We start from the raw sequence: 21,589 nt of genomic DNA on the forward strand, positions 1-21,589 counted from the left end.
TTGGGCAACGATTGCACCGGTGGCTGGAAGGGTTTTCATGTTCGCAACGCATTGGTTCCGTATGGGCGCCTGCCTGTCTGTTGTCATGGCGGGATGCTCCCTGGTCTCCAGCTGCGCCAGCAGCCCGACCTACGGCACCGACAAAACAGCCATGGAGCAATTGACCGACGATCTCGGTCAGTCCGTGTCGCTGACCGGGCCGGACCCGAAAAACAAGGGCGTCAAATACACGCCGCGCCCGACACTGGTGCTGCCGGCCCAGGCGCAGAGGGAAACCCTCGTCGCGCCGCAGGCGACGGTCGCCAACAAGGACAATCCGCAATGGATTGAATCGCCGGAGGAAACCCGCGCCCGCCTGGTCGGGGAAGCCGACGCCAACTCCGACAATCCGAATTACCGCTCGCCGCTCGCAAGCTCTGCCATCGAGGGCGGCCGGCGCACGACCGAAGCCCAGACCAAGGCCTATCGCGAAGCCCGCGCCCTGCAGAAGGGCTCCTATGTCGATCAGCGCCGCTACATTTCCGATCCGCCGCCCGGCTACCGCACCGTCGACGACCCGGCAAAGCTTGATGATGTCGGCGAGCCCGAGCTCAAGAAGCAGAAGAAGCGCAAGAAGGATGCGGCGGTCGCCAACAGCGGCAAGCAGTGGTGGAACTTCCTGCAATAGTCTCCTTTGCCTGGCTGAATAGACGCGAGGCGCTGTAGAGATTACGGCGCCTCTCTCTTTTGCGAAAAGAATGTCCGCAATATCTCGGCCGATTGCACCTCGTTGAAGCCGGAATAGACTTCCGGAGCGTGGTGGCAGGTCGGCTGCGTATAAAATCGCACGCCATTGTCGACGCCGCCGCCTTTCGGGTCCTCGGCGCCGTAATAGAGCCTGCGGATACGCGCAAACGAGATGGCTGCCGCGCACATGGTGCAAGGCTCGAGCGTCACATAGAGATCGGCGCCGACAAGACGCTCCTGGCCGAGTGCTTCGCAGGCCAGCCGGATCGCGGCGATTTCGGCATGTGCGGTCACGTCATTAAGCTCGCGCGTGCGGTTTCCCGAGCGCGAAACCGCGATATCGTCGATGACGACGACGGCGCCGATCGGCACCTCGCCGCGTTCTCCGGCGGCGCGTGCCTCTTCGAGCGCCATCTCCATGAAACGATTTGTCTTCACGATCGCAAGAATTTCCACTTAACCGCAGATGCGTGACCTGATAGACAGGCCCAAAAGGCAGGCAAACAACAAATGACACCCAAAGACAAGCCAAAACGCCCGGGCGCAAAGCCCTTTTCACGCGACAGCGGGCCGAAGGCCGGCGCGAAGTCGGGCGGCACGAAGCCGGCAAAGGCTGCAATCGCGGCCGAGACCGAAGGCGAGGCCAAGGCCGAACGCATTTCCAAGGTGATGGCACGCGCCGGCGTCGCCTCCCGCCGCGACATCGAACGCATGATCATGGAAGGCCGCGTGACGCTGAACGGCGCGGTTCTCGATACCCCGGTCGTCAACGTCACGCTAACCGATCGCATCGAGGTCGACGGCGTGCCGATCCGCGGCATCGAGCGCACCAGGCTGTGGCTCTACCACAAGCCGGCCGGGCTGGTGACCACCAATGCCGATCCCGAAGGCCGCGCGACCGTCTTCGACAACCTGCCGGAAGAACTGCCGCGGGTCATGTCGATCGGCCGCCTCGATATCAACACCGAAGGCCTGCTGCTGCTGACCAATGACGGCGGTCTTGCCCGCGCGCTCGAACTGCCGGCCACCGGCTGGTTGCGCCGCTACCGTGTCCGCGCCCATGGCGACATCGATCAGGACGCGCTCGACAAGCTGAAGGACGGCATCGCCGTCGACGGCGTGCTCTACGGTTCGATCGAGGCGACGCTCGACCGCACGCAGGGCTCGAACGTCTGGATCACCATGGGTCTTCGCGAAGGCAAGAACCGCGAAATCAAGAACGTGATGGGCGCGCTCGGCCTCGACGTCAACCGTCTGATCCGCATCTCCTACGGCCCGTTCCAGCTCGGCGACTTGCCGGAAGGCCATGTCATCGAAGTGCGCGGCCGCACGCTTCGCGACCAGCTTGGCCCGCGCCTGATCGAGGAAGCCAAGGCGAATTTCGATGCGCCGATCTACAATGCGCCGGCCGTCGCCGCCGAGGAAGAGGCCGAAGCCCCAGTACCGGAAAGGCGCGAGCAGCGTCCGCGCCGCGACGAAGACAAGCGCGAACGGGCGCTGAGCCGCCTCGACACCAAGCGCGACGATCGCCGCGGTGGCGGGCGTAGAGATGACGACCGCCGTGATGGCGGGCGCTTCGACGACGACAAGCCGAAACGTCCCCAGCCGCTCGGCCAGCGCCGCAGCGCCAATGTCTGGATGGCGCCGGGTGCCCGGCCGCTCGGTGAAAAGGCAGCGGCGAAAGCCGCCAAGAATGAGCAGACCGCGCGCCGGCGCGGCGAGCAGGCGCCGGCAAAGGGCACTGGTTCCCACCATATCGAGGATCGCCCGCGCACGCAGATCAATCGCGTGCGCGAAGAGGACGGCGAATGGATCCGCTCGAGCGAGCAGCCCAACCGCAAGGATGAGGGCGAAGGCCGCAAGCGCTCGTTCGGGGATCGGCCTGCCCGCGAAGACCGCGGTTTTGGCGACCGCCCGGCGCGCGGGGACCGCCGCCCCCGTGAAGGGGGGGGCGAACGTCCGCGTAGCAGAAGCTCTGCCGGCGAAGGCCGGCCGGAGCGTCCGCGCGGCGATCGGCCTTTCGGTGATCGTCCCTCGCGTGGCGACCGGCCCTTCGGCGACAAGCCGCGTGGTGATCGCAAACCGCGTGGCGATGGGGACGAACGTCCTCGTGCCGCCAGGGCCTCCACCGGTGAGGCGCGTTCGGAGCGTCCGCGCGGTGACCGGCCTTTCGGGGATCGTCCTTCACGTGGCGACCGCCCCTTCGGCGACAAGCCGCGGGGTGAACGCAGGCCGCGCGAGGAGGGTGATGAGCGCCCGCGCGCAGCCAGAAGTTTTGCCGGTGAGGGCCGCTCCGAGCGTCCGCGTGGCGAAAAAACCTTCGGCGACAAGTCCCCAGGCGGCAGGCCTTCTGGCGATAAGCCGCGCGGCAAGGGCTTCGGTGCCAAGCCGGGCGGGCCGAAGAATTTTTCCGGTAAGCCGAAAGGCGCCAAGCCAAGCGGTGAAAGACCAGGCGGCGACAGGCCTGCGGGCGGGCCGTCCAGAAGTGGTGGAAAAGGAAAGGGAATGACGCGCGGTGCGGATCGTCGGCGGTGAATTTCGCGGACGGCCTCTCGCCGTGCCAAAATCCAACGAGATCCGGCCGACTGCCGACCGGACGCGCGAGAGCCTGTTCAATATATTGAGCCATGCTTACCCGGAATGCGTCGATGGCACCCGGATCCTCGACCTTTTTGCCGGAACCGGCGCGGTCGGGCTCGAAGCTGTTTCACGCGGCTGTCGCCACGCGCTCTTCGTCGAAAACAGCGTCGAGGGCAGGGCGCTGCTCTGGGAAAACATCGATGCGCTCGGCCTCCACGGCCGCACGCGTATCCTGCGCCGCGATGCGACCGATCTCGGCAGCGTCGGCAATCTCGAAGCCTTCGACGTGCTGTTTGCCGACCCGCCCTATGGCAAGGGTCTCGGCGAAAAGGCGATGGCGGCGGCGGCCGGGGGCGGCTGGCTCAGGCCCGGCGCGATCGCGGTGCTCGAGGAACGCGCCGATATTGTCGTATCCGTGCATCCTTCCTATGTTTTCCTCGAAAACCGCATCTTTGGCGATACGAGGGTGCATTTCTTCCGGTATCAACCGCAATAAGCGGGGGCGGGGCGTGCAGCAGGCAGAGATCATCAGTCCGAAACTGCCTGCGATCAGCGATCTTCCAACGGTCGCCGTCGCTTTCGGCGGCGGCGGCGCGCGCGGACTTGCCCATATCCATATCATCGAGACGCTCGACGAACTCGGCATCCGCCCGGTGGCGATATCGGGTTCGTCGATGGGCGCGATCATGGGGGCCGGCATGGCCGCCGGCATGTCGGGAGCCGAAATCCGCGAACATGCGCTGACGACCGTCGGCAACAAGACGGCGGTCGTCGCCCGCATCTGGGGCCTGCGGCCGGCGACGGTGCGCGATGCGGTGGCCAAGGGCATCCGCATCGGCCAGTTCAATCTGGAGCGGATCCTCAAAGCCTTTCTGCCGGCCGAGCTGCCGGCCCGCTTCGAAGATCTGCTGGTGCCGATGAAGGTCATCACCACCGATTATTACGGACAGAACGAAGTCATCATCGAAGAGGGCGAGCTGTTTCCGGCACTCGCCGCCTCTTCAGCCATCCCCGCCGTCTTCATGCCGGTGCGCCTGCGCGGCCGCGTGATGATCGACGGCGGCATCAGCAATCCCGTGCCCTATGAACCGCTGATGGATCTTGCCGATATCGTCATCGGCATCGACGTCGTCGGCGCGCCGGAAGGCGACGGCACCCATATTCCGAACCGCATGGAAAGCATCTTCGGTTCCGGCCAGCTGATGATGCAGACGGCGATCACGCTGAAGCTGAAACTCTGCCAGCCGCACATCTTCCTGCGCCCGGCCGTCGGCCGCACCGGCGTCATGGATTTCCTCAAGGCCCGCGACGTCCTGGCCATGTCGATCGGCGTCAAGGACGAGCTGAAATTCGCTCTCGACCGCGAGATCGAGGCGCGGCTGAAGAGGTAACGGCCTCTTCAGTCAGATGAGGAGAGATCCGAAGGCGACTTCGACAAATGCTCTCAGCGGCTCATCGCTCTTCTCCACGCGCATGCGCAGCAATGCGCCTTCCCAACTGTTGAGCAGGAATTCGGCAAGCAGCGGCGCAGGCAGCCGATTGCCGATGGCACCTGCGCTCTGCGCTTCGGCAATGCATGCTTCGAAAAGACCGCTCCATGTCCCGAAATGCGCGGCGAGTCGGTCGCGAATAGAGACGCTGTGGTCGGCGACCTCGAGGCTGAGGTTCCCGAGCATGCAGCCACGCACATAGTCGGTTGCCTGAAAGCCGCGAATCCTCTCTTCGAAATAGCCGCGCAGACGATCGATCGGCGGAATGCTGTCATCGCAAAGGCGCGCACGCAGCTCGACAAGGCCGCCATCGAAATAGAAGTCGACCACCTCTTTTCCGAAGGCCTCTTTGCTTTCGAAGTGATTATAGAACGAGCCCTTGGGCACATGCGCGGCGTCGACGATGTCCTTGATCCCGGTCGCTGTGTACCCTGCTTCGTGGAGCATTTGCACCCCGACACGCATGAGATTATCCCGCGTATTCGGGTTTGGCTTGGGCCCGCGGCGGGCAGCTTTGGTTTGCGTTTCCATCTGTTTGGATCTGCCGTGTTAAAGTGTGACCGGTCGTCTTGTATTTCGGCAGCGTTTTGCCGTTTGTCAAGGTGGGCGGGGTCGAACGCTGACAGCTGCCTCAATATTTGCCGCTTCATCCCAAAAAAACATGCGTCGATATCGGCGCGGATTCTCCGACCGAGCCTGCTTGACTAATTAAAGACGACCGGTCATATTAAATTAACCCGATCGGGCCGTCTGGCTGAGGAAACCGTCCGGACCGAGTTCTCGCGCTTTCGGGCGCTTCGTTAATGCAAAGGATGTCTGATGCACCGGCCCTCACTTTTCTCGTCACTTCATTTGGGGTGCTATCAATTGGCTCACCGTGTGGTGATGGCGCCGCTGACGCGCATGCGTGCCGATGCGGGCAATGTGCCAAACGCGCTGGCGCCGGAATATTACCGTCAGCGCGCCTCTTCGGGCGGATTGATCATCGCCGAAGCCACCCAGGTCACGCCGTATGGACAGGGCTATCCATCAACACCCGGCATCCATTCCGCTGAACAGGTCAGGGGCTGGAAGAAGGTCACCGATGCGGTCCATGCCAAGGGTGGTCTCATCTTCCTGCAGCTCTGGCACGTCGGACGCGCGTCGCATGCCAGCTTCCAGCCGAACGGTGTGTTGCCGGTCGCGCCTTCGCCGATCGCGATCACCGACCAGACGTCGCTGACCCCCGAATGGAAGCAAGTCCCCTACGAGACGCCGCGGGCACTGGAGCTGGACGAGATCCCCGAGATCGTCGAGAGCTACCGCCAGGCTGCGCGCAACGCCATGGCCGCCGGTTTTGACGGCGTCGAACTGCACGGCGCCAATGGCTATCTGCTTGAGCAGTTCCTGCACGACCGCTCCAACAAGCGCACCGACATTTACGGCGGAGCGATCGAAAACCGTGCGCGTCTGCTTCTGGATGTCACGAAAGCCGTTGTCGAAATCTGGGGTTCCGATCGCGTCGGCGTCCGGCTGTCGCCCTTCGGCACCTATAATGACGTCGGCGACTCCGATCCGATCGGGCTCTATAGCCATGTCCTGTCGCGCTTAAATGAACTCGACATCGCCTATGTCAGCCTGATCGAGGCGCGCCCTGGCACCGGAATGGAGATCGATGCCCCGCAGGCAGTCGATCAGCTTCGCCCCTTCTGGCCCAAGACCTTAATTCTGGCCGGCGGTTTTACCCGGGAGTCGGCGGAAGAAACCATTCGTTCGGGCCGGGCCGACGCCGTCGCCTTCGGACGCCAGTTCATCGCCAATCCTGACCTGCCCCTTCGGCTGAAGCTGGGAGCGCTGCTCAATTCCCATGACCGCTCGACATTCTATGGCGGCGGTGCGGCCGGCTACGTCGATTACCCGGAGCTGGAAGCCGCACACGCGGCGGAATGACCACGCGGCCGGCACCAACATTGGGCGACGTCAGCGCCCGGTATCTCAACAACATCAGAGCAATATCAAAAGGAACCTTCCCCATGAAAGTCGTTGTCTTGGCTGCAACCGGTCAGGCTGGCCGCACCGTCCTCAGCGAGCTCATCAGCCGTAGCCATCAGGTCACGGCCGTCGCGCGCAATCCCGACAAACTTCCAAACAGCATCGATCGTGTTCGTGACGATCTCAGCAGTGTCGATCGGATTGCGGAGATCATCGCCGGGACGGATGCCGTCGTCAGCGCCTTTGGTCCACCAAAGGATGATCCCCGCTTTTTCTCCGACGTGACCTATACGGATCAACTGGCCGGGGTTGCGGAGCGGTTGATCGCAGCCGTGCGCAAGGCAGGCGTCCCCCGACTGGTCGTGGTGGGCGGAGCAGGTTCGCTCGAGTTTGCCCCCGGCGTGACCGTCTTGAAATCCGGCCATTGGCCGGAGGCGCTGGAGCCGATCGCGATTTCGCATATGAAGGCCTTCGCGGCCTTGCGTGCATCCGACATCAACTGGACCTATTTCAGCCCGCCCATGTTTATTGACCCCGGTGTGCGCACCGGCAAGTTCCGGCTCGGCGGCGACAGCGTCATTTTTGATGAGCAGGGTCGCAGCTGGGTCTCCTTCGAAGACTATGCTGTCGCGCTTGTCGACGAGCTCGAGAATCCCGCGCACGAGCGGGCGCGCTTCACCATCGGTTATTAGTGGTGAGAAAGGAATAGCTGCGCGCTGCTGCCGGACGATCGGCAGCAGCGTCGGGGCCGCAGCAATCAGCTCATCTACGCCTCTGCCGTCGCATCCACCGTTCCCGCCAGCGGATCGTCCTCGAAGGGATCGGCAGCGCGTTTCGGCTTGACCAGCGGTTCGGGGCGGACAGGGTGGGAAAACAGCATGTCGCGGCCGGCCTGCAGCCCTTCGGACACCTGCAGCACCAGGCGCGCCTCGTCGCGTTTGCGGATATCCTCGCCGATCTCATAGGCGTCGACCTCGGGAACACCGAGTGCCTCCAGCGTCCGCCGCCCGAAGAGCAGGCCGGATTCCAGCGTTTCGCGCAGTTCGTAGTCGACGCCCTTGTTGCGCAGTTCGATCGAATGGATGCGGTCGTAGGAGCGCACATAGAGCCTTGTGTGCGGATAGTCCGCCTGCACCAGCTCCACCACCTTGTCGGTGACCTCCTTCTTCTGCGTGCAGACGAGCACGATCTTTGCCCGGTCGATGCCGGCCGAGCGCAGCACGTCCTTGCGGGTGCCGTCGCCGAAATAGATGCGGAAGCCGAAAGAGGAGGCCTGTCGGATGCGGTCCGCCGAAAATTCGATGACGGTGACGCTGCGCCCGCCGGCAAGCAGGATCTGCGCGGCGATCTGGCCGAAACGCGAAAAGCCGACCATCAGCACGTCGGCGCCGGCGCCCTCGAAATCCTCGTCCAGCTCCTCATGCTCGTCGCCGCTGAGCAGACGCTTCGAAAGGGCCGCGCCGATCGGCGTCAGCGCCATGGACAGCGTGACGATCGCAACCAGCAGCGATGCCGTGCTCGCCGACATCAGCCCGACGGTCGCCGCCGCGGTAAACAGCACGAAGCCGAATTCGCCGCCCTGCGGCAGCAGGAAGGCGATGCGGATCGCATCATCATGCGGAGAGCCGGAGATCCGGCAGAGCCCGTAAATGATGATTGCCTTGACCGCCATGATGATCGGCACCGCGACGATGACGAAGAGCACGTTATCGGCAAGCACGTCGAGCTGCAGCGACAGGCCGACGGCGATGAAGAAGATGGCGAGCAGCACGCCGCGGAAGGGCTCGATATCGGCCTCCAGCTCGTGCCGATAGGAGGATTCGGCGAGCATCACCCCGGAGAGGAAGGCGCCCATCGCCATCGAAAGCCCGGCAAGCTGCATCAGGCTTGCCGACCCCATGACGACGAAGAGGGCGGCGGCGATCATCGCCTCGCGCGCACCGGTGCGGGCGATGACCTGGAAGAGCGGCGTCAGCAGGTAGCGCCCCATGACGACCATCGCCGCGACCGCGCCGACGGCGACCGCAAAATCGGTGAGCGGCGCAGGGCTGCCCTTGCCGCCGCCGTCGAGCACGGTGATCAGCGCCAAGAGCGGCACGATCGCCAGGTCCTGGAACAGCAGCATCGAGAAGGAGCGCTGCCCATACCTCGTGTTGACGTCGCCATCGCCCTCGAGGATCTGCATGGCGAAGGCTGTCGAAGACAGCGCCAGGCCAAAGCCGGCGACGATGCTGCCGCGCCAGTCGAGCACTTCAGAAAACCTGGCGAGCGCGGTCAGCGCCAGGCCGGTCACCACCACCTGCGCCGTGCCGAGGCCGAAAATGTCGCGGCGCATCTGCCAGAGGCGGCTGGGTTTCAGCTCCAGCCCGATGATGAAGAGCAGGAAGACGACGCCGAGTTCGGCAACGGCAAGGATCTGTTCGCCGTCGGTAATGCCGTGGAAAACCGGCCCGATGACGATGCCGGCGGCGAGATAGCCGAGCACAGTGCCGAGCCCGAGCTTCTTGAAGATCGGTGCGGCGACCACCGCTCCGCCGAGCAGCAAGATCGTTTCGGAAAAAAAGGCATTGGACGCGGACATCGGGGCGATTTCTTTCGGGTGGCGGGGAACAGGCCGGCAGCCCCGACAAAGAATCGGCGGCGGCGGCCTTGATGCTTGGGTGAGTGCACAATAAATGGAAGCCGAAGGAAAGGCCAAATCATGTCCTCTGAAATCGATTCCTCGACACTTCTTTCCCGCGCAAGTCAATTGATCGATCTGGCCAGGAAGGCAGGGGCCGATGCCGCCGACGCCGTCGTCGTCCGGTCGCGCTCGCAATCGGTCAGCGTCCGCCTCGGCAAGGTCGAGGGCACGGAATCCTCCGAAAGCGACGATTTTTCGCTGCGCGTCTTCATCGGCAAGCGCGTCGCCAGCGTTTCGGCCAATCCGGGCTTCGATCTCCAGGCGCTGGCCGAACGCGCCGTCGCCATGGCCAAGGTCTCGCCGGAAGACCCTTTCGCTTGCCTCGCGGATGAGGCGAGCCTGGCGAAATCCTATCCCGACCTGCAATTGCTCGATACCACCGAGGTCTCCTCCGAGATGCTGCGCGAGGCAGGCCTTGCCGCCGAAGCCGCGGCCCTTGCGGTCAAGGGTGTCACCAATTCCTCCGGCGCCGGTGCGTCGGCCGGCATGGGCGGCTTGGTTCTTGCCACCTCGCACGGTTTCGAAGGCAGCTACATGGCCTCGCGTTTCGGCCATTCCGTCAGCGTCATCGCTGGCGAAGGCACCGGCATGGAGCGCGATTATGATTTCGACAGCCGGCTCTATTATGCCGAGCTCGACGATCCCGCCGACATCGGCCGCCGCGCCGGCGAACGGGTGATCAAGCGCATCAATCCGCGCCAGGTGCCGACCGGCAAGGATGTCACCGTCATCTTCGACCCGCGCGTCGCCCGCGGCTTCGTCGGCCATATCGCCGGCGCGATCAATGGTGCCGCCGTCGCCCGTAAGTCGAGCTTCCTGCGCGACAGGATGGGTCAGCAGGTGCTGAAATCGGGGCTGTCTATCACCGACGATCCGTTGATCGTGCGCGGCCCCTCCTCGCGGCCCTTTGACGGCGAGGGCGTATCGGGCGAGCGGATGGTGATGATCGAGGACGGTGTCTTGAAGCACTGGTTCCTGTCGACCTCGACGGCGCGCGAACTTGGCCTTCAGACCAACGGCCGCGGCGTGCGCGGCGGTACTGCCGTCTCGCCGTCCTCCACCAATCTTGCCCTTGAACCCGGCGACATCACGCCGGAGGAACTGATCCGCAGCGTCGGCAACGGTTTTTATGTCACCGAGCTGATCGGCCACGGCGTCAATATGATCACCGGCGAATACAGCCGCGGCGCCACCGGCTTCTGGATCGAGAACGGCGAACTGACCTTCCCGGTCTCAGAGGTGACGATCGCCTCGAACCTCAAGGACATGTTCATGCGGCTGACGCCGGCAAACGACATCGACCGCAAGTTCGGCGTCGCGGCCCCGACCTTCGCCATCGAAGGCATGACGCTGGCAGGGCGCTAGAAGCATGATGCCGAAAAGTGTGTGCGCTTTTCGGAAGACATCATGCTCAAACGAAAGTTGGACGGATTTGACGGGATGAGCGATAGGGAAAAGCCCCGTTGGCAGAGCGATCTCACGCTGATCGTCGATGCTGCGAAAGAGGCCGGTGCGGTCGCTTTCGGTTTCTTCAACCAGTCTCCCGAGGTCTGGTGGAAAAACGACGACCGCTCCCCCGTCAGCGCCGCCGATTTCGCTGCCAACAAGACCCTCGAAACCATTCTGCGCAAGGCCCGGCCGGATTATGGCTGGCTGTCTGAGGAAACCGACGATGATGCCGGCCGCCTTTCGCATGAGACGCTGTTCATCATCGACCCGATCGACGGCACGCGCGCCTTTCTCGGCGGACAGAAGCTCTGGTGCGTCAGCGTCGCGGTCGTTCATCGCGGCCGGCCGGTCGCCGGCGTGCTCTATGCCCCGGCGCTCGAGGAACTCTATGAGGCCGTCGATGGCGGCGTGGCGCTGAAGAACGGCGTGCCCTTCACCGTATCCGCGGCAGGACCGCAGGAGACGAGCCGCCTTGCGGTCGGCGAGGACCTGTTGAAGACCTTTCCGCCGGAGTTTCGCGACCGGGTCAGCCGCCACAAACACATTCCCTCGCTTGCCTATCGCATCGCCATGGTGGCGGACGGTCGTCTCGAAGGCACCTTCGTCAAGAGCAATTCGCATGATTGGGATCTGGCCGCCGCCGATCTGATCCTGAGCTGCGCCGGCGGTGGCCTCGTCGATCTCGACGGCAGGCCGATCGTCTACAATCGCGCCGACGTGACCCACAACGTCCTTTGCGCAGCACCGACGCCCCGCATCGCTGAGTTTCTCGCGGCCTTTGCGGGACGACGAGACAGTTGACGTTTCCGTCAAAATCCCGCAGATGGGGTGGCGGAGGAGAATAGCAGAAAGAGAACAAAAAATGACTGACTCCGGTGACAAGAAGCAGCTTTTGCATCTGGTTTTTGGCGGCGAACTGGAAAGCCTCGACAACGTCCAGTTCCGCGATCTGAAGGGTCTCGATATCGTCGGCATTTTCCCGGATTATGCCACGGCGCTGACGGCCTGGAAGTCGAAAGCGCAGCAGACGGTCGACAATGCGCATATGCGCTATTTCATCGTCCACATGCATCGTTTGCTCGATCCGCAGGAAAAGGCCTGAGGCAGCTGACTTGGCCATCGGCCGCGGCATGTATCGGCGGCCTGCGGTTCGTCGCGCCGGGCTTCGTGCACCGGCCGTCCGTCGATCCGGATCGTTTGACGCATTCTGAACAAATTCATCGGCCATTCCGGCCGCAACGATAATGAGGGAATGGGTTTGATGTCGATCTTGGATCGGAGACTGGCGCAATGAGTTCCCGGATGGCTCGGTTCGGTCTGAGCGCATACCGTCTGGCGGGAACCGTGGCCTCTCCTGTCGTCGGCCTCTATATCACCTACCGCACGGCCAAGGGCAAGGAAGACCGGGCGCGCCGCCTGGAACGCTTCGGCTATCCGAGCGCCAACCGGCCGCAAGGCCCGCTCGTCTGGTTCCATGCCGCAAGCGTCGGTGAAACCAATGCCGTCATCCCGCTGATCCGTGAAATCCGCCGCCGCGACATCCATGTCATCTTGACCACGGGCACCATCACCTCGGCGAGGCTCGCCGCCGAGCGCCTCGGCAATGACGCGATCCACCAATATGTGCCGCTCGACCTGAAGCCCTCGGTCAGCCGCTTCCTCGATTATTGGCAGCCCGATTGCGCCATCATCGCCGAATCCGAGATCTGGCCGGCAACGGTGCTGGAACTCGGCCGCCGCCGCATTCCGCAGATCCTGATCAATGCCCGCATGTCGGATCGTTCCTTTGCCCGCTGGCGCCGCCGGCCGGCAATCGCCGAAGCCTTGTTCGAGAATCTCGCCCTCGTCATCGCCCAGTCGGATATCGATGCCGAACGTTTCCGCGATCTCGGCGCCGTTCCCGTCATCACCTCGGGCAATCTGAAGGTCGATACCGACGCACCGCCCTATGACAGCGCTGTCCTCGCCCGCTACAAGAAGCAGATCGGCGACCGCAAGACCTGGGCGGCGATCTCGACCTTCGACGGCGAGGAGAATGCCGCCGCCATCGTTCATCGGGCGCTGAGGGAGCGCGATCGTCAGCTGACGATCATTGTGCCACGCCATCCCGACCGTTGCGACGAGATCGAGGCGGCTCTGGTCAAGCTGGGGCTGAAGGTCGCTCGCCGCACCCGCGACGATGTCCTGTCGGCCGATGTCGATATTTTCCTCGGCGATACGATCGGCGAAATGGGCCTCTATTTAAGACTGACCGAAATCGCCTTCGTCGGCCGCTCGCTGTTTGCCGAAGGCGGCCAGAACCCGCTTGAGCCCGCCATGCTCGGCTGCGCCGTTCTCTCCGGCGGCCATGTGCAGAATTTCCGCGATGCCTATCAGAAGCTTGCCCGCAGCGGCAGCGCCCGCATGGTGCGCGATACCGAAATGCTGGCGAAGGGCGTGCATTACCTTTTGACCAATGACGAAGCCCGCCGCAATATGATCGAGGCCGGTATTACCGCCGTGCACGAGATGCGCGGTGCGCTGACCGCGACCGTCAAGGGGCTGGAACCCTATATCAATCCGCTGACGGTGAAGGCGCGGCTGCTGCCCAAGGCCGTGGCCCAGCTCTGAGGATAAAGCATGGCGGCAGCGTCCCTTATCAAAGGCATTCTCTTCGACAAGGACGGCACGCTGCTCGACTATGACGAGAGCTGGCTGCCGGTAAACCGCGAACTTGCCCGTATCGCCGCTGAAGGCGATCCGCTTCTCGCCGACCGGCTGCTGTTGGCCTGCGGCATGGATCCGGTAACCGGCCATATCGTGCCTGACAGCCTGCTTGCGGCCGGCAATACCCGCCAGATTGCCGAGGGCCTGGTTGCCGCGGGGTCGATGGTCGAGGTCGTCGAACTGACGGTTCGCCTCGACGAGCTGTTTTCCAACGCCGCCGAATTTTCCGTGCCGGTAACCGATCTCGCCGGCTTCTTCGCCAGGCTGCATCGGCGCGGCTTCAAGCTCGGCGTCGCCTCCAGCGACAATGAGCGCTCGATCCGCCAGACGGCGGAACGTTTCGGTTTCGCCCGCTATGTCGATTATATCGCCGGATATGACAGCGGTTTCGGCGTCAAGCCGGAACCGGGCATGGTGTTCGGCTTCTGCGCCGCGACCGGTCTTTCGCCTGAGGAAGTGGCGATGGTCGGCGACAACAATCACGATCTGCACATGGGCCTGAATGCCGGAACCGGGCTGAGGATCGCGGTGCTGACCGGCACCGGTTCGCGCGATTCGCTGGCCGCTGCCGCCGATCATGTGCTCGACGATATCACCGCGCTCGAGACGCTGCTGCCGGATCTGCAGCCTGCCTGACGGGTAAGGGCTTGCATTTTCATTGATTTTGGCTTCTCAATCCGGCCGGTCGAAAAGCAAGGGGCTGGCTGCCGCAAGGCGGGCAGGGGAGCGGAACGGCAAGATGATATCCGAAGCGCCGCCGTTCTGGTGGAGGAAAGCCGATTGGCGGGCCTGGCTGCTGGCGCCTGTTTCCTTTCTCTACGGTCGTATCGCCGGCCACCGCATGGCCTATGGGCGCCGCGCCTCCGTTGCCATTCCGGTTATCTGCGTCGGAAATTTCACCGTCGGCGGCGCCGGCAAGACGCCGACGGCGCTGACCATTGCCCGCGCCGCCAAGGCGAAAGGGCTGAAACCGGGCTTTCTCAGCCGCGGTTACGGCGGCTCTCTCGATGTGACGACGGTGGTCGATCCCGATCACCACCGGGCGGTTGCCGTCGGCGATGAGCCGCTGCTGCTTGCCCGGGAGGCGCTGACGGTGATTTCGCGGAGGCGCGTCGACGGGGCTCAGCGTCTGGTGGCGGAGGGCGCCGATCTCATCATCATGGATGACGGTTTCCAGAGCGCCCGGCTGGCGATCGACTATGCCCTGCTGGTCATCGACGCGACCCGCGGCCTCGGCAACGGCCATATCGTGCCGGCCGGCCCGGTGCGGGCCCCGATCGGCCAGCAGCTGCGTTCGGCCACCGCCCTGTTGAAGGTCGGCGGCGGCAATGCCGCCGACAGGATCGTCCGCATGGCGGCACGCGCCGCAAAGCCCTATTTCACCGCCGCGCTGAAAGTGCGCGGCGACAATACGCTTACCGGCATGAAGGTGCTCGCCTTCGCCGGCATTGCCGATCCGGCCAAATTCTTCCGCACGGTCGAATCGCGCGGCGCCGAAATCACCGTCGCCAAATCCTTCGGCGACCACGAGCACCTGACCGAGGACGAGATCGACGACATCCTGACGACCGCCGAGCGTCAGGGCCTGCTGATCGTCACCACCTCAAAGGATTTCGTCCGTCTCTCCGGTCATCCCGGCAAGGCGGCACAGCTCGCGGAAAAGTGCCGGGTGATCGAGGTCGACATGGTGTTCGAGGATCACCTCGCCCCGAGCCTGATCATCGACCGGGCGATCGTTGCCTGCCGCGAGCGGCGTCTGCGTGAGATCAAGGCCGGCGTTAAAGCGAGTCCCGGAAAGGCTGAGCCGGTCTAAAAGACTGCTGCAAACTCGCGTTGGTTTGCGGAGGCTATGGATCAACGGCCTCTTGTCCGCCGCTTCGTCCGGCTTTCTCCTACCCCCAATCGCAATGTCGTCACACGATCGAGTGAAGCAAAGTTTCGCGGGCGGAGGTCAGATGCGACCGACAAGCGTGATCGATCAACGCGATGTTGCGGCTTTCGAGGGCATCGATCAGCGCGAGATGTTCCCCAATGGCGACCTCATTGCGCGCGCGTTCATCCCGCTTGTTCCACTGATAGTGATAGTGGAAGACCATGGCGATCACGTCTTGGAAGCTTTCGATAAAACGGTTTGGCGCGACAGCCACAATCAGGCGATGGAACCGGCTGTCCAGTTCCGAGAAATCCTGAAACCGGGCATCGATATCCGCGAGCAGTTCCAAATGCGCCGCTCGTACGGCACGCACCTGCTTCCAGATGGGTGAGCTGTCGGGCAGGGTAGCGAACAGACGTGCGGAGCGCATTTCGAACATTTCTCTGATTTCGAACAGTTCGAGTGCGAAACTTGCGGTGAACCCTTTAAAAACCCAGCCTGCATTCTGACGCCTCTCGATCAGCCCATATTTCTGAAATCGATTGAGGAACTCACGGACTATGGTTGTCGCGACGCCGAATTTCCGAGCCAATTCAGCCTCATTGATTTCCGTGCCCGGACAGGCATCACCGCGCAGCATCCATTCCATGAAACTCGTCTCGAACTGTTCCGAAATGGCTAAGGTCTCTTCCTTCGGATAGCGCTCTATCTGCCGCGGCTGCTCCCGTATAATCCGCCTATGCGCTTCGGATACGATGATCCCACGTGCGGACATCGCCGCCAGCACCTTCCGCACCGTCGTTCTGCTCACGCCAAGCTGGGCGCGCAGTGCGTTTTCCGATGGCAATTCCTCTCCAAGATCGAATGCCCGAATGATATCGATCATATCATTAAAGGCCCGCTTAAAGGTCGTATCCATCCTCATTGCGCAACTTCCGGCATGTTTAGATATCCATAAGAAACAATTTGACGTACGTGTATCATATGTTTCTTATGTATAAAAAACCAGGGAGGCTCGGGAAATTTGGAAGACTCTGGGATTTTGCCTCAGAATTCGTCCCGGCCGGGAGGTTCGCAAGGTGCAACCTTCCACCCGAGACAATCTGGAATCACATTAGGACTGAAGCTTTTGAGCTTAGGCCCATTGTTGATCCTCATTATCCTCATCGCGGTCGTCAGTCTGATCACGCCGGCTTTTCTGAAGCCCGGCAACCTGGGGAACATCCTGGCGCAGACGGCGGTGATCGCTCTTGTGGCGATGGGGCAGCAGCTCGTTATCCTGACACGCGGTGTCGACCTGTCTGTCGGCTCGAATCTCGCGCTTGCGACAGTCATCGGCGGATTGATCTACCAGCAGGTTGATGCCTCGATCGCCGTCATTATGGCCATGTTGCTGGCGGGTGCTGCTGTCGGGGCGGTAAACGGCGTGGTGTTTGTCTACGGTCGGCTGCCACATCCCTTCATTATTACCCTTGCGACCTTGAGTATCTGCCGTGGTCTGGCACTTGCATTGGCCCCTGGCCACACCACTATGCGCGGGATGCCCGAAGCAATTACTGTGATCGGTGGCGGTACGACGTTTGGTGTGCCCAATTCCTTCCTTGTCGTCGGGATCTTCGGGCTTCTTTTTCTGATCCTGACGAAGGCAATGGTCTGTGGCCGATGGATCTATGCCGTCGGCGGCTCGCCGAATGCCGCCAGAAGCATGGGTATACCGGTAAAGGGTGTCCTGCTCTCGACCTACATTATCTCAGGCTTTTGTGCCGGCGCCGGCGCGGTGCTGCTGGCGGGACGGACCGGTGCCGCCTCGCCGATCTATGGCAATCTCTTGGAACTCGACACGATTGCGGCGGTGATAATCGGTGGTGCCAGCTTCCTTGGCGGACGAGGCCATCTCGGCCACGCCCTGATCGGCGCCGTGCTGATCGGCGTCATCCGCAACGCTCTTAACCTTCTCGGCGTCGATGTGTTCTTTCAAATGATCGCGATCGGTCTCGTCATCGTCATCGCCGTTGAGGCCGATGTGCTTCGTAACCACCTCGAGGCGCGCGCGCGTGTGCTTCAATCGGCGAGAGTGCAATGAACGCTGCATCCGCCCCACCGGTCCTTTCGGTTCGAAATGCCCAGAAGCGCTTTGGCGCCATCCATGCCCTGAAAAATGTAAGCTTTGATGCATATGCAGGGGAGGTAACGGCTCTGCTGGGTGACAACGGTGCCGGCAAGTCGACGCTCGTCAAATGCATCAGTGGGCTTCATAGTCTCGACGAAGGAGAGATCCTCGTGGATGGTGCTCCCGTATTGCTCCATTCAACGGCGGCGGCCCGTCGCGCCGGCATCGAAATCGTCTATCAGGATCTGGCGCTTTTCGACAACCTGACCCCTGTGCAGAATTTTTATTGCGGGCGAGAAATCTCTTTCCCTTCTTGGCTGCCGCGCCCGCTCCGCTTCCTCAACACGGGCGTAATGAAGCGGGAGGCAGCGCGCGTAATCGATCGCCTGAAGGTGAAGCTGCCGCGGTTCGACGCGCCGGTCGCGCTGATGTCTGGTGGACAACGACAGGCGATTGCGGTCGCGCGCGCCATTGTTTTTGCACGCAAGCTTGTGATTCTTGACGAACCAACGGCCGCCCTCGGCGTCCGAGAGTCTCGCCAGGTTCTTGACCTTGTCAATCAGCTCAAAGCCGAAGGCAATGCCGTGATCATAATCACGCACAATATGGAACATGTCGTCGAAATTGCCGATCGGGCCGTGGTGCTGCGGCAGGGTCGCAAGGTGGGTGAACTGAAGCCAACCCAAGCGAACAAGCAGGACCTTGTCGCGATGATCGTCGGCGCTGAGGCTTAGGGGAGATCGCTGCTTCGATAGGGCAGTGGACAACGAGATCGCTCTAGAGGAGGGCGATCGAAACATGGGAGGTGTTATGATGAAACCGCAATCCCTGCTGGGAGCCCTTGCGCTTTTGGCTGTCGCTGTAGTCCCGTCCTTGGCGCAGGAGCCGATCAAGCTCGGCTTTATAACCAAATTCCCGGTACCGTTCTTCGCAACAATGGAGAACGCAGCCAAGGATTATGCAAAGAGAAATCCCGGCGTCGAGATCATTTACGGGCAGGGAACCTCCGCAACCGACATCGAGGGCCAGATTGCACAGATCGAGTCCATGGTGACACGAGGCGTGCAGGGCATTGCGCTCACGCCCGTCGATCCCACCGTGTCCACGGCCCTGGACAAGGCGGTGGCTTCAGGCGTCAAGGTCGTCCTGATGGATAACAATATTCCGGATTGGAAAGGCAGGACGGCGCTTGCCACGACCAATAATTTTGCCGCGGGCAAGATCGCCGGCGAATATCTCAAAACGGTTCTTAAAGCTGGCGATACGCTCGGGATTCTCGAGGGTGTGCCCGGTGTGCCAGCGCTTGATGACCGTGTGAAGGGTATGCTTGAAGGGCTGCAGGGCCTTGACGTCAAGATCGTCGGGAAAGGCGCAACAAACTGCACCGAGGAACTCGGGATCAGTGTCGCCGAAGATCTGCTGACGAAGAACCCGGACCTCAAGGCCATTTACGCCGCTTGCGGCCCGCCCGCTGCTGGCGCTGCACGCGCAATCAAGAATTCCGGCACTGCCAATGACAAGATCGTGTTGGTCGGTTTCGACTTTTGCTGCGGCGAAGAGGAGGCGCTGAAGAGTGGAGTCGAGGATGCTTCGGTGGCGCAGTTCCCCACCAAGATGGCTGAACTCGGTGTGGATGCGCTGGTAAAATCGATTCGCGGAGAGAAGGTGGAGTCTTTGATCGATTCCGGGGCCGCGCTCGTGACGCCTGAGAATATGGCGCAATTCAAGTAAACCGTTGCCTCTCTGTGCAATTTGTAGAGAGGGCATATCGACCTTGTTGGTGCTTAGCTAACGGCCCGTCCTTCGTGGGCGGGCCGGACCTGTGGCCCCTCGCACGCGGCCGCGCTTTAACGCCGCTGGTTCGGCAGCACGCCGGCGCGCTTGTCGGCTTCGATTGCCGAGATCACGTCGGCATAGGGTTCCTGGCGGGCGACGCTCCAATAGCGCAGCTCGTCGAGCGGGATCTGTTTTCCCGTCATCGCGCAGACGACATAGGAGCCGGGCGAGAGAATCTGGAAATCGCCATCGAGATACCGGATCTTCGCCTCGCGGTTTCCGTGCCCTTCGAACAAATTCATGCGCTCCGTTCCCTGCAGCCTCTCATCCGTTTGCCATACTCCGGCAGAGGCGGCTTTTCCAGCTTTTTCAGCTTCTGCCGAAAAGCCGCTCGATATCGCTGAGCTTCAATTCGATATAGGTCGGCCGGCCGTGATTGCACTGGCCGGAGCCGGGCGTCACTTCCATTTCCCTGAGCAGCGCGTTCATTTCTTCCGGCCGCAGTCGCCGCCCGGAGCGCACCGATCCGTGGCAGGCCATGGTCGCCGCCACATATTCGAGCTTGGCCGACAGGCCCGACGCCGTGTCCCATTCGGCAATCTCGTCGGCAAGCTGGCGGATCAGCCCATGCGCATCGACTTCGCCGAGCATGGCCGGCGTCTCGCGCACAGCAATCGCCCCGGGGCCGAAACGCTCGATCGCCAGGCCGAGTTCGGCAAGTTCCGCCGCATGCTGCATCAGCCGGTCGCAATCCTCTTCCGGAATATCGATGATTTCGGGGATGAGCAGCACCTGCGAGGCCAGCCGCTTCGAATGCAGCGCCTTGCGCATCGCCTCGAACACCAGCCGCTCATGGGCGGCATGCTGGTCGACGATGACGAGCCCGTCCTCGGTCTGAGCGACGATGTAGTTGGCGTGGATCTGCGCCCGTGCCGCGCCGAGCGGATAGCGCCCGGTTGTTTCGGGCGAGGCCGTCTCGGCTGCTGCCGACTGCGGCGAAAACTGGGCCTCGGCCCGCGCCGTCGGCATCGAGAGCCCGTCGAAGGAGGCCTGCGGCCGTTCACCGAAACCGTTTGCCGGCTGGTAGGGACGGGAAGGCGAGGTCTCGGCCGACCATGCCGTCTGCGGCCGCTGCGCGTAGGGTTGGAAGCCGGGACGGAAGGAGCGCAGCATGTCGCTTGCCCCGGTCGTTGCCGCCCGACTGCCGTCGCGCGCCAGGGCCTCGCGGATGGCGCCGACGATCAGGCCGCGCACGAGGCCGGGGTCGCGGAAGCGCACGTCGGATTTTGCCGGATGCACGTTGACGTCGACGAGGGCGGGATCGAGGGTAATCGACAGCACCGCCACCGGATGACGGCCTGACGGGATGTTTTCGGCATAGGCGCCGCGGATCGCCGACAGGATCAGCTTGTCCTGCACCGGCCGGCCGTTGACGAAGGCATATTGATGGGCGGAGTTGCCGCGATTGAAGGTCGGCACGCCGGCAAAGCCGGTGAGCGAAATCTCCTCGCGCACGGCGTCGAGCGCAATGGCGTTGTCGCGGAAGTCCTTGCCGAGCACCTGCGCCATGCGTGCTAGATGATCGTCGCCGGTCGCCGGAAATTCCAGCGTCGTGCGGTCGGAGCCGGACAGCACGAAGCGCACGGCGGGAAAGGCGATCGCCATGCGCTTGACGATCTCGGTAATGGCACCGGCCTCGGCCTTCTCGGTCTTCAGGAATTTGAGCCGGGCGGGGGTCGCGAAAAAAAGATCGCGCACTTCGACGATCGTCCCGGGATTGGCGGCGGCCGGGCGCAAATGCGCGACCTTGCCGGCGTTGACGGCGATCTCGTGGCCGCCGGCGCTGTCGCGCCTGCGGCTGGCGATGCTGAGCCTTGCGACCGAGCCGATCGACGGCAGCGCCTCGCCGCGGAAACCGAGCGTGCGGATATCCTCCAGCGTCTCCGATAGTTTCGAGGTGCAGTGGCGCCTGACCGCCAGTTCCAGATCGGCCGCATCCATGCCCGAACCGTTGTCGCTGACCCGCAGCAACGCCTTGCCGCCCCCTGCCGTGGCGATCTCGATGCGCGTCGCGCCCGCATCGAGCGCGTTTTCGATCAGTTCCTTGGCAGCGCTCGCCGGCCGTTCGATGACTTCGCCGGCGGCGATCTGGTTTATGAGCGTTTCGGAAAGCTGTCTGATGGCCATGGGCTATTTTCGAGGATTCGCGGGCTGGAGGGAAGAGG

The 21,589-nt window shown here is 62.8% G+C and carries 21 protein-coding genes; 15 read left to right on the forward strand and 6 right to left on the reverse strand.

The features are described 5' to 3' along the window. The first annotated feature begins 37 nt into the window (after positions 1–37). A complete protein-coding gene (locus tag FHX14_RS22650) occupies positions 38–667 on the forward strand; it encodes a hypothetical protein (protein ID WP_003588295.1) in 630 nt (209 codons plus the stop codon). Between the two features lie 41 nt (positions 668–708). On the opposite strand, the gene FHX14_RS22655 is transcribed toward FHX14_RS22650, so the two are convergent. Then, entirely contained in the window at positions 709–1,146 is a 438-nt protein-coding gene (locus FHX14_RS22655) for a nucleoside deaminase (protein ID WP_126911565.1), read from the reverse strand. Between the two features lie 90 nt (positions 1,147–1,236). On the opposite strand from FHX14_RS22655, the gene FHX14_RS22660 reads away from it, so the two are divergent. Genes FHX14_RS22660 through FHX14_RS22670 form a run of 3 tightly spaced genes read left to right on the forward strand, consistent with a single transcriptional unit; the run spans position 1,237 to position 4,697 of the window. Further along, on the forward strand, positions 1,237–3,261 hold the full coding sequence (locus FHX14_RS22660) for a pseudouridine synthase (RefSeq protein WP_184378817.1): 2,025 nt from the start codon (positions 1,237–1,239) through the stop codon (positions 3,259–3,261). Beyond that, the gene (gene rsmD, locus FHX14_RS22665) at positions 3,242–3,802 is read left to right on the forward strand and encodes a 16S rRNA (guanine(966)-N(2))-methyltransferase RsmD (RefSeq protein ID WP_012556719.1); all 561 of its coding nucleotides are present in this window, start codon (positions 3,242–3,244) and stop codon (positions 3,800–3,802) included. The genes FHX14_RS22660 and rsmD overlap by 20 nt, the downstream gene beginning before the upstream one ends. Positions 3,803–3,815: 13 nt before the next feature. Further along, positions 3,816–4,697 carry a patatin-like phospholipase family protein gene (locus FHX14_RS22670; protein WP_179611535.1) on the forward strand — a complete coding sequence of 294 codons (882 nt, stop codon included), beginning with the start codon at positions 3,816–3,818 and terminating at the stop codon, positions 4,695–4,697. 12 nt (positions 4,698–4,709) lie between these two features. On the opposite strand, the gene FHX14_RS22675 is transcribed toward FHX14_RS22670, so the two are convergent. Continuing rightward, a complete protein-coding gene (locus FHX14_RS22675; RefSeq protein WP_184378819.1) occupies positions 4,710–5,327 on the reverse strand; it encodes a TetR/AcrR family transcriptional regulator in 618 nt (205 codons plus the stop codon). A 288-nt stretch (positions 5,328–5,615) separates the two neighbouring features. Between FHX14_RS22675 and FHX14_RS22680 the strand changes: the two genes are divergently transcribed. Both FHX14_RS22680 and FHX14_RS22685 read left to right on the forward strand, forming a co-directional pair. Further along, positions 5,616–6,725, forward strand: coding sequence for an alkene reductase (locus tag FHX14_RS22680; RefSeq protein WP_184378821.1), 1,110 nt, complete (start codon positions 5,616–5,618; stop codon positions 6,723–6,725). 83 nt (positions 6,726–6,808) lie between these two features. Beyond that, positions 6,809–7,459 carry an NAD(P)H-binding protein gene (locus FHX14_RS22685; RefSeq protein WP_184378823.1) on the forward strand — a complete coding sequence of 217 codons (651 nt, stop codon included), beginning with the start codon at positions 6,809–6,811 and terminating at the stop codon, positions 7,457–7,459. A 74-nt stretch (positions 7,460–7,533) separates the two neighbouring features. On the opposite strand, the gene FHX14_RS22690 is transcribed toward FHX14_RS22685, so the two are convergent. Further along, complete coding sequence (locus FHX14_RS22690) at positions 7,534–9,348, reverse strand: monovalent cation:proton antiporter-2 (CPA2) family protein (RefSeq protein WP_184378825.1); 1,815 nt, start codon at positions 9,346–9,348, stop codon at positions 7,534–7,536. A 120-nt stretch (positions 9,349–9,468) separates the two neighbouring features. Between FHX14_RS22690 and FHX14_RS22695 the strand changes: the two genes are divergently transcribed. From FHX14_RS22695 to lpxK, 6 genes are all read left to right on the forward strand, one after another. Further along, positions 9,469–10,815, forward strand: a complete 1,347-nt coding sequence (locus FHX14_RS22695) for a TldD/PmbA family protein (protein WP_184378827.1) — start codon at positions 9,469–9,471, stop codon at positions 10,813–10,815. A 75-nt stretch (positions 10,816–10,890) separates the two neighbouring features. Then, on the forward strand, positions 10,891–11,700 hold the full coding sequence (locus FHX14_RS22700) for a 3'(2'),5'-bisphosphate nucleotidase CysQ (RefSeq protein WP_184378829.1): 810 nt from the start codon (positions 10,891–10,893) through the stop codon (positions 11,698–11,700). A 61-nt stretch (positions 11,701–11,761) separates the two neighbouring features. After that, entirely contained in the window at positions 11,762–12,001 is a 240-nt protein-coding gene (locus tag FHX14_RS22705) for a DUF4170 domain-containing protein (RefSeq protein ID WP_012556727.1), read from the forward strand. Positions 12,002–12,189: 188 nt separating this feature from the next. Then, on the forward strand, positions 12,190–13,509 hold the full coding sequence (gene waaA / locus FHX14_RS22710) for a lipid IV(A) 3-deoxy-D-manno-octulosonic acid transferase (RefSeq protein WP_003588278.1): 1,320 nt from the start codon (positions 12,190–12,192) through the stop codon (positions 13,507–13,509). 9 nt (positions 13,510–13,518) lie between these two features. Further along, positions 13,519–14,241 carry an HAD family hydrolase gene (locus tag FHX14_RS22715; RefSeq protein WP_184378831.1) on the forward strand — a complete coding sequence of 241 codons (723 nt, stop codon included), beginning with the start codon at positions 13,519–13,521 and terminating at the stop codon, positions 14,239–14,241. Positions 14,242–14,344: 103 nt separating this feature from the next. Continuing rightward, on the forward strand, positions 14,345–15,418 hold the full coding sequence (lpxK, locus tag FHX14_RS22720; protein ID WP_184378833.1) for a tetraacyldisaccharide 4'-kinase: 1,074 nt from the start codon (positions 14,345–14,347) through the stop codon (positions 15,416–15,418). 100 nt (positions 15,419–15,518) lie between these two features. Here the strand turns inward: lpxK and FHX14_RS22725 are convergent, their stop codons facing one another. Next, positions 15,519–16,403, reverse strand: a complete 885-nt coding sequence (locus tag FHX14_RS22725) for a GntR family transcriptional regulator (RefSeq protein ID WP_184378835.1) — start codon at positions 16,401–16,403, stop codon at positions 15,519–15,521. Positions 16,404–16,502: 99 nt separating this feature from the next. On the opposite strand from FHX14_RS22725, the gene FHX14_RS22730 reads away from it, so the two are divergent. From FHX14_RS22730 to FHX14_RS22740, 3 genes are all read left to right on the forward strand, one after another. Next, entirely contained in the window at positions 16,503–17,561 is a 1,059-nt protein-coding gene (locus FHX14_RS22730; protein ID WP_172643252.1) for an ABC transporter permease, read from the forward strand. Further along, the gene (locus tag FHX14_RS22735; protein WP_184378837.1) at positions 17,558–18,322 is read left to right on the forward strand and encodes an ATP-binding cassette domain-containing protein; all 765 of its coding nucleotides are present in this window, start codon (positions 17,558–17,560) and stop codon (positions 18,320–18,322) included. The genes FHX14_RS22730 and FHX14_RS22735 overlap by 4 nt, the downstream gene beginning before the upstream one ends. 79 nt (positions 18,323–18,401) lie before the next feature. Then, positions 18,402–19,319, forward strand: coding sequence for a sugar ABC transporter substrate-binding protein (locus FHX14_RS22740; RefSeq protein ID WP_003588272.1), 918 nt, complete (start codon positions 18,402–18,404; stop codon positions 19,317–19,319). 116 nt (positions 19,320–19,435) lie between these two features. Here FHX14_RS22740 and FHX14_RS22745 read toward each other — a convergent pair whose 3' ends face one another. Both FHX14_RS22745 and mutL read right to left on the reverse strand, forming a co-directional pair. Next, the gene (locus FHX14_RS22745; RefSeq protein ID WP_003588271.1) at positions 19,436–19,666 is read right to left on the reverse strand and encodes a DUF2093 domain-containing protein; all 231 of its coding nucleotides are present in this window, start codon (positions 19,664–19,666) and stop codon (positions 19,436–19,438) included. A gap of 67 nt (positions 19,667–19,733) precedes the next feature. After that, entirely contained in the window at positions 19,734–21,551 is a 1,818-nt protein-coding gene (gene mutL, locus FHX14_RS22750; protein WP_184378839.1) for a DNA mismatch repair endonuclease MutL, read from the reverse strand. Between the last annotated feature and the right edge of the window lie 38 nt (positions 21,552–21,589).

The sequence above is a fragment of the Rhizobium sp. BK619 genome (assembly GCF_014195245.1).
GTDB classification, from domain to species: Bacteria; Pseudomonadota; Alphaproteobacteria; order Rhizobiales; family Rhizobiaceae; genus Rhizobium; species Rhizobium acidisoli.

Coding starts and splice junctions, on each gene's coding strand:
- FHX14_RS22650 (WP_003588295.1), top strand. CDS start 38: ATGTTCGCAACGCATTGGTTCCGTATGGGCGCCTGCCTGTCTGTTGTC.
- FHX14_RS22655 (WP_126911565.1), bottom strand. CDS start 1,146: ATGGAGATGGCGCTCGAAGAGGCACGCGCCGCCGGAGAACGCGGCGAG.
- FHX14_RS22660 (WP_184378817.1), top strand. CDS start 1,237: ATGACACCCAAAGACAAGCCAAAACGCCCGGGCGCAAAGCCCTTTTCA.
- FHX14_RS22675 (WP_184378819.1), bottom strand. CDS start 5,327: ATGGAAACGCAAACCAAAGCTGCCCGCCGCGGGCCCAAGCCAAACCCG.
- FHX14_RS22680 (WP_184378821.1), top strand. CDS start 5,616: ATGCACCGGCCCTCACTTTTCTCGTCACTTCATTTGGGGTGCTATCAA.
- FHX14_RS22685 (WP_184378823.1), top strand. CDS start 6,809: ATGAAAGTCGTTGTCTTGGCTGCAACCGGTCAGGCTGGCCGCACCGTC.
- FHX14_RS22690 (WP_184378825.1), bottom strand. CDS start 9,348: ATGTCCGCGTCCAATGCCTTTTTTTCCGAAACGATCTTGCTGCTCGGC.
- FHX14_RS22695 (WP_184378827.1), top strand. CDS start 9,469: ATGTCCTCTGAAATCGATTCCTCGACACTTCTTTCCCGCGCAAGTCAA.
- FHX14_RS22700 (WP_184378829.1), top strand. CDS start 10,891: ATGAGCGATAGGGAAAAGCCCCGTTGGCAGAGCGATCTCACGCTGATC.
- FHX14_RS22705 (WP_012556727.1), top strand. CDS start 11,762: ATGACTGACTCCGGTGACAAGAAGCAGCTTTTGCATCTGGTTTTTGGC.
- waaA (WP_003588278.1), top strand. CDS start 12,190: ATGAGTTCCCGGATGGCTCGGTTCGGTCTGAGCGCATACCGTCTGGCG.
- FHX14_RS22715 (WP_184378831.1), top strand. CDS start 13,519: ATGGCGGCAGCGTCCCTTATCAAAGGCATTCTCTTCGACAAGGACGGC.
- lpxK (WP_184378833.1), top strand. CDS start 14,345: ATGATATCCGAAGCGCCGCCGTTCTGGTGGAGGAAAGCCGATTGGCGG.
- FHX14_RS22725 (WP_184378835.1), bottom strand. CDS start 16,403: ATGAGGATGGATACGACCTTTAAGCGGGCCTTTAATGATATGATCGAT.
- FHX14_RS22735 (WP_184378837.1), top strand. CDS start 17,558: ATGAACGCTGCATCCGCCCCACCGGTCCTTTCGGTTCGAAATGCCCAG.
- FHX14_RS22740 (WP_003588272.1), top strand. CDS start 18,402: ATGAAACCGCAATCCCTGCTGGGAGCCCTTGCGCTTTTGGCTGTCGCT.
- FHX14_RS22745 (WP_003588271.1), bottom strand. CDS start 19,666: ATGAATTTGTTCGAAGGGCACGGAAACCGCGAGGCGAAGATCCGGTAT.
- mutL (WP_184378839.1), bottom strand. CDS start 21,551: ATGGCCATCAGACAGCTTTCCGAAACGCTCATAAACCAGATCGCCGCC.